Genomic DNA, 6,589 nt, shown 5'->3' with positions numbered 1-6,589 from the left:
TTCCTTAAGTGAGTACGGACGTCAGCGAACTTATTAGAAGTTCCATGACTAAATCAAAATACAAAGGGCGTCTGCGGATAAAGTCAAAAGAGGAAATTAGAAAGCAAGTGAAACAACACAACAAAACCATCGTTTTACTGACTGTTTTGTTTATTGCTATGCTTTCCATTTCAATGTTTTTATATTTTTCAACTCCTAGTATTTCTTGTTACTAGTGATGGACTATATCATTTTTTTCTTATCTATTTTATAAGAAAGTTAAGCTTAATAGAAATACAGTAATTACAAGATTGTAATATTTTCTGTTATAGCTTTATGTGGCATGGGTATAAATTGATATGACTTTTATTATCTATGGTATAATGAGATAAATTTGGAGTTGTAGAGGTGAGCATTTGGAAGAACATAGACCTGATTTTAGAGATATAAAATCATTTGAAGAATTTAACAGATACTACTGGTATCGAGAAGAGCTTTCACAAATTTGTAAGTACCTTGGATTAGAATACAGATGTACAAAAAAAGAATTAAATCATATTATAGAACAATATTTTAGGGGAAATAGAGTAGAAAAAGTTTTGAGGAAAAGAAACAAAAATCAAACTGAAATAATAACCCTAAATACATCATTACTTGAATGTGGGTTTTCCTTTAATCAGAAATTTCGTGATTATTTTTCAGCTGTAACAGGTGTTAATCCGTTTAAGTTTAATGCTGATATGGCTACTGCTTGGCGAAAAGTAAAACGGGACAACAACATAAATTTTACAATCCAAGATATGATTAAAATATACTATGGAGAGTCAGACTACGCCAAGTATGATAATTCAGCTTGCCAATGGAATCAATTTCTAAAAGACTTTTGTGCAGATGAATTTAGCAATCATTACTCCAACAAGTTAAAAGTTGCGGCTATCCTTTGGAAAGAAGTTAGAGATTCAAAAAATAAAAAAATTTATTCACGGGGACTTCTAAAAGAATATAGCTACAAAATAGAGGAGTACTGTAAGTAAACAACTTCAAGTTTGTCGAACGGAATATAAAGTATTAAAGACGATAGCACTCTGTTTTTGCAGAGTGCTTTTTTGTTTTATAGAATATAAGAGAATGTGGGATACTTGCTTTCTCTGCTAGATGATCTAGCAGAGAAAGATTTATTAGATATGACATCAGTCAGCTAAACCCTTTTAGCTGGCTTTTTTGTTAGCGACTCGGTCATTAACTTGCTTGTCAAAATATAATTCGGTATCATAGATATATAATGTTTGGTAAGTAAGTCCTATTGTCAGTTCGGAACAAGTAGATAGGAGAAGGGGAGAAAAAACTAGTGAATAAAGACCAATTGATAGAGAAACCAGAAATAAATATTGTTGGGGTTATTGCAAATCATCAGTTTAACTGGTATATTTGTTCAAACGAAATGTGGACAATGGATATCGATAAATATATTCAGGCATACCAGGAAGCAGGTCTGGATGTTGATTTCTCCTATTTACCTGAGATTCAGCAGAATCTTCATGTGATTACAAAAAGCAATCTTGAGAGCTACTTAGAAATGTATAAAGATGATTGGCTGAAGGTGACGGTTGAAGAATTGATCTCAATGATCAAACGTTCAATGGAAGAGGAGAACTTGAATTCAGAGATTATTCTGGAAGGAAAAGCCTTGCTTCCGGATCTTTTCATCGATTTTGATAAAGAAGAATTTTATTCAAACCATCTGGGGATGAAAAACTACGAAAGATATGTGCCAAACGGATGGAAGTTTTTTTCAGGACGTTTTGATCATTTGATCCCCAAAGAGGAGCAATATTGGATTGAAGAGACCAAGAAAACTGAAGGAACTAGTCTTCTATTCATATAAAAATAATACAGTTTAAAAGTATTTCATGAGACTGTGAAATGCTTTAAAATTTCGCCACATTTCAAATCTTTATATTCCGTTTCGTTAGGAATAGCGATGGAAAGCCAACCAAATATGCTATACTGAAGTAGATAGAAGGAGGAGCGACTGATGAGCAGAAAGTGGGTAAAGATCATTGCTATTTTAATTTTCATCCTATCCGGTAGTTACTTTGTCTACAATAAACTAACGAAGCCGAATCTTGGACCGAAAACAACAAAGCTCTATAAGCATGGTTTTCTTTTGCTAGAAGAACAAATCGGAACCTACATCAAAGAACACTATACTGGGATTGAGAAGATTGAGTTCTCCCCAATATACGTTACTGAAGAAGGGTCAACATTCTCAAATGCCTATGTGCGTCCGACGATCTATGACAAGTATGGAAATAAAGCTACTCTGGGAGATAAAATAAAGAAATTTATTCCATTAAGTTATGGATTGATTTCAGACATTGTTCTTGATTTTGATGGAGGTGGCAATGAAGTCATTGAGTTACTGGACTCAAATGGCAAACCTGTAGACGTTTCAAATGAGGAGCATTTGCCTAAGAGAGCTATACTCACAGAGGCAAGTAGTACAGATGAAAATATTGAATTATTAGTAGAAGATGGTCAGTTAATAGGAGTCGTAAAGGATGATAAAGGAAGCCCTGGTGCAGAAATTGTTTATAATACGGAACTCCATAAAGGAGACGCGAGAGAGTAGCGCTAACCAATGAAATAGAATGAAAAAGAAAGGACAAAACACATGCAGTATTATTTTATTGGTGGCCTCGGTAGCAATAGCTACCATCTGGCTCCACTTATTGATGAGCTAGGCTTTCCTGTGACCTTTCTAGATCCCTATAGGGAAATGATTCAGACAGAAAACGATCTTTGTGCTTGGTTTCAAGGTCAGATTGGCCAGGCGGAAGAGATCTGTTTATTGGGGCATTCCTTAGGTGGAGATTTGGCTCGTTATCTGGCTAGTGAGTTTCCTCAGATTCAGGCTTTGATTCTCCTGGATGGGGGGTATCTGGATATGGAAAAGATCCTGCCTCTTGAAGAAGAGCTAGAAGGCACGTCGTCCTTCATGCAGCAGCAAGTCTTTGCAACTTTAGAAGAAGCTGTGTTATCAGAACTTGGTGATGGAGCAGATCCTACTCCTATAGCGCAAAAAGCGGTAGAGGCTAGCTATCGTTGGAATCCAGCGAGTGAACGATATGAATTAAATCTGGATCTAGAAAAAGTCATGGCCTTATTGCGTCTACGGCGTCAGATGAAGACTTACCAGATTCCACTGGCGGACCTGCCTGTCCTTTTTATTGGACCTTGCTACCAAGAAGAGCCTGAATGGAGAAAAGACGCTCTGAAGCAGCTAGATCCCCAGATCAAGCAAGTTTTGCTAGATGCTTTGGGGCACGAACTGTATACAGAGGCGCCAGAAATTGTAGCTAGAGAAGTGAACAATTGGCTCCAAAATGTTCATAAATAAAACCTGTTTTCTTTTTTGAAACAGGTTTTTATCTTGTAATTTCCGAACGTTATTTCCTATAAAATCATTCCCATTGCATTAGGTCCGTATCTTTGGTATAATCTATCAAGGAAACGTCAAGAGACGTAGCGATGCGCTTGCGCATAGGTAGGTCAGTTTTTAGAAAAGAGATTTTTCAATCTATGTTAAATGAATTTCCTATTTTCGACTATGAAGATATTCAGTTGATTCCCAACAAATGTATTATCAATAGCCGGTCAGAAGCAGATACAACCGTCCAATTTGGAAACCATACCTTCAAGCTTCCAGTCGTTCCTGCCAATATGCAGACAATCTTGGATGAGAATGTAGCAGAGCAGTTGGCGCGTGGTGGTTACTTCTACATCATGCACCGTTTTGATGAAGAGGGTCGGATTCCTTTTGTCAAACGCATGCATGATCAAGGTTTGATCGCTTCCATTTCGGTTGGTGTTAAGGAATACGAATACGACTTTGTGAGTCAATTAAAGGCAGATGCGCCTGAGTACATCACTATTGATATCGCACACGGTCATGCGGATAGTGTCATTCGGATGATTCAACACATCAAGAAAGAATTGCCAGATACCTTTGTCATTGCTGGAAATGTTGGAACTCCTGAAGCTGTTCGTGAATTGGAAAATGCGGGAGCTGATGCGACTAAGGTCGGCATCGGCCCTGGTAAGGTTTGTATCACCAAAGTGAAGACTGGATTTGGTACAGGTGGTTGGCAATTGGCTGCTCTTCGCTGGTGCTCAAAAGCAGCGCGCAAGCCAATCATTGCGGACGGTGGTATTCGGACCCACGGTGATATTGCCAAATCGATTCGTTTCGGGGCGTCTATGGTCATGATCGGTTCTCTCTTTGCAGGACATATCGAAAGTCCTGGTAAAACAGTAGAGATTGATGGAGAGTCTTTCAAAGAGTACTATGGATCTGCTTCAGAGTACCAAAAAGGTGCTTATAAAAACGTCGAAGGTAAGAAGATTTTATTGCCTGCCAAGGGTCATTTGCAAGATACCTTGACAGAAATGGAACAAGATTTGCAAAGTTCGATCTCTTATGCAGGAGGCCGAAAATTAGCAGATTTGAAACATGTTGACTATGTGATCGTTAAGAATTCTATCTGGAATGGCGATGCACACTAATTGAATTACTTATTTATTTCACGAATAGGCGTGATGTTTCTACAAGGTGCCGGAACACCTAACAATAAGTAAGTCGGGATTATTTCTCTTTCTAGAGAGATTTCAAGGCTTGCTTAGCAGGCCTTTTTGTATTTTGTGAATGAAGTAGAGGATTTTTTAAAAAAGTAGGAGGAAGTATGAAATTACTTGAAGAGCGCATCTTAAAAGATGGCAATGTTTTAGGTGAGAATATCCTCAAGGTGGACTCCTTTTTGACCCACCAAGTGGATTTCAAATTGATGAAAGAAATTGGTCAGACTTTTGCGGACCGGTTCAAAGATGCTGGTGTGACCAAAGTCGTGACCATTGAAGCATCTGGGATTGCACCTGCCCTTTATGTAGCTGAAGCCTTGGATGTTCCCATGATCTTTGCTAAGAAGGCGAAAAACATCACGATGAATGAAGGCATCTTGACGGCTGAGGTTTATTCCTTTACCAAGCAAGTCACCAGCACCGTTTCGATTGCTGGTAAATTCTTGGATCCATCAGATAAGGTTTTGATCATTGACGATTTCCTCGCAAATGGTCAAGCAGCCAAAGGATTGATTCAAATCATCGAACAAGCCGGGGCTCAAGTCGAAGCGATTGGGATTGTGATTGAAAAATCCTTCCAAGATGGACGAGGATTGTTAGAAGAGTTGGGATATCCAGTTGTATCCCTCGCACGTTTGGACCGTTTTGAAAATGGTCAGGTTGTATTTAAGGAGGCAGACATCTAATGCAAAAAGAAGAAAGCCATTCACAGGCGGCCATTCTAGGCTTGCAACATCTTTTGGCCATGTATTCGGGATCTATTTTGGTGCCGATCATGATCGCAGGAGCTTTGGGCTATAACGCTCATCAACTAACCTACCTCATCTCTACAGATATCTTCATGTGTGGGGTAGCAACTTTCCTTCAAGTGCAGCTCAATAAATACTTTGGGATCGGCCTTCCGGTAGTCCTTGGGGTTGCCTTCCAGTCTGTGGCACCTCTCAGCATGATCGGGGCTAGCCATGGTAGTGGTGCCATGTTTGGTGCCTTGATTGTCTCAGGGATTTATGTCATCCTTGTCTCTGGTTTCTTCTCTAAGATTGCCAATCTCTTCCCATCTATTGTAACGGGATCTGTTATTACAACCATTGGTTTGACTTTGATTCCAGTAGCGATTGGAAATATGGGAAATAATGCGCCAAAACCAACCGTTCAAAGCTTGATTTTGGCTGTGGTGACCATTCTCATCATTTTAGTTGTTAATATCTATACGACTGGGTTTATTAAATCCATTTCAATTTTGATTGGTTTGATCGTAGGTACTGCTATTGCGGCTTCTATGGGCTTGGTAGACTTCACACCTGTGGCTCAAGCTCCAGTTGTTCACGTTCCAACACCTTTCTTCTTTGGAGCTCCTAAGTTTGAAATCACCTCAATCGTCATGATGTGTATCATCGCGACAGTTTCTATGGTGGAATCAACAGGTGTCTATCTTGCACTTTCTGATATTACCAAAGATCCAATTAATAGCACGCGCCTTCGCAATGGTTACCGTGCTGAAGGGTTGGCCGTTCTCCTCGGTGGTATCTTCAACACCTTCCCTTACACCGGATTCTCACAAAACGTTGGCTTGGTGAAATTGTCTGGTATCAAGACTCGCTTGCCAATCTACTATGCCGCTGGTTTCCTTGTTCTTCTTGGTCTCCTTCCTAAGTTTGGAGCTTTAGCACAAATCATCCCAAGCCCAGTTCTTGGGGGAGCGATGCTGGTTATGTTCGGTTTTGTATCGATTCAAGGGATGCAGATTCTTGCGCGTGTTGATTTTGAACACAATGAGCACAATTTCCTAATTGCAGCGGTATCGATTGCTGCAGGGGTTGGTTTGAACAACAGCACCCTCTTCAATGGCCTTCCAACAGGATTCCAAATGTTCTTTGCGAACGGAATTGTCGTTGCCAGTGTCTTGGCGATCGTTCTCAATGCTGTTTTAAACCGCAATAAACACTAATTACAGATGAACCGGAGGTCCTTG

General features: G+C 39.6%; 7 protein-coding genes and 1 riboswitch. All 7 genes read left to right on the top strand.

The annotated features are described in order from the left end of the window. Positions 1 to 395 precede the first annotated feature (395 nt). Positions 396 to 1,013 carry an SAP domain-containing protein gene (locus HMPREF2686_RS07660; RefSeq protein WP_070450088.1) on the top strand — a complete coding sequence of 206 codons (618 nt, stop codon included), beginning with the start codon at positions 396 to 398 and terminating at the stop codon, positions 1,011 to 1,013. A 314-nt stretch (positions 1,014 to 1,327) separates the two neighbouring features. Continuing rightward, positions 1,328 to 1,864 (top strand): hypothetical protein, encoded by a 537-nt coding sequence (locus tag HMPREF2686_RS07655; protein WP_023918092.1) that lies wholly within the window; start codon positions 1,328 to 1,330, stop codon positions 1,862 to 1,864. Between the two features lie 150 nt (positions 1,865 to 2,014). Further along, entirely contained in the window at positions 2,015 to 2,611 is a 597-nt protein-coding gene (locus tag HMPREF2686_RS07650) for a hypothetical protein (protein WP_023918094.1), read from the top strand. 42 nt (positions 2,612 to 2,653) lie between these two features. Continuing rightward, positions 2,654 to 3,379, top strand: a complete 726-nt coding sequence (locus HMPREF2686_RS07645; RefSeq protein ID WP_070450087.1) for an alpha/beta fold hydrolase — start codon at positions 2,654 to 2,656, stop codon at positions 3,377 to 3,379. Between the two features lie 182 nt (positions 3,380 to 3,561). Beyond that, a complete protein-coding gene (gene guaC / locus HMPREF2686_RS07640; RefSeq protein WP_045759434.1) occupies positions 3,562 to 4,545 on the top strand; it encodes a GMP reductase in 984 nt (327 codons plus the stop codon). After that, positions 4,535 to 4,630, top strand: a riboswitch (purine riboswitch). (Overlaps the previous gene by 11 nt.) Positions 4,631 to 4,721: 91 nt before the next feature. Beyond that, on the top strand, positions 4,722 to 5,303 hold the full coding sequence (locus HMPREF2686_RS07635; RefSeq protein WP_003001484.1) for a xanthine phosphoribosyltransferase: 582 nt from the start codon (positions 4,722 to 4,724) through the stop codon (positions 5,301 to 5,303). Further along, entirely contained in the window at positions 5,303 to 6,565 is a 1,263-nt protein-coding gene (locus tag HMPREF2686_RS07630) for a nucleobase:cation symporter-2 family protein (RefSeq protein ID WP_070450084.1), read from the top strand. Before HMPREF2686_RS07635 ends, HMPREF2686_RS07630 begins: the two co-directional genes overlap by 1 nt. The last annotated feature ends 24 nt before the right edge of the window (positions 6,566 to 6,589 follow it).

The sequence above is a fragment of the Streptococcus sp. HMSC057G03 genome (genome assembly GCF_001808745.1).
GTDB lineage: Bacteria > Bacillota > Bacilli > Lactobacillales > Streptococcaceae > Streptococcus > Streptococcus parasanguinis_Z.
This window is presented reverse-complemented; position numbering and strand designations above follow the sequence as displayed.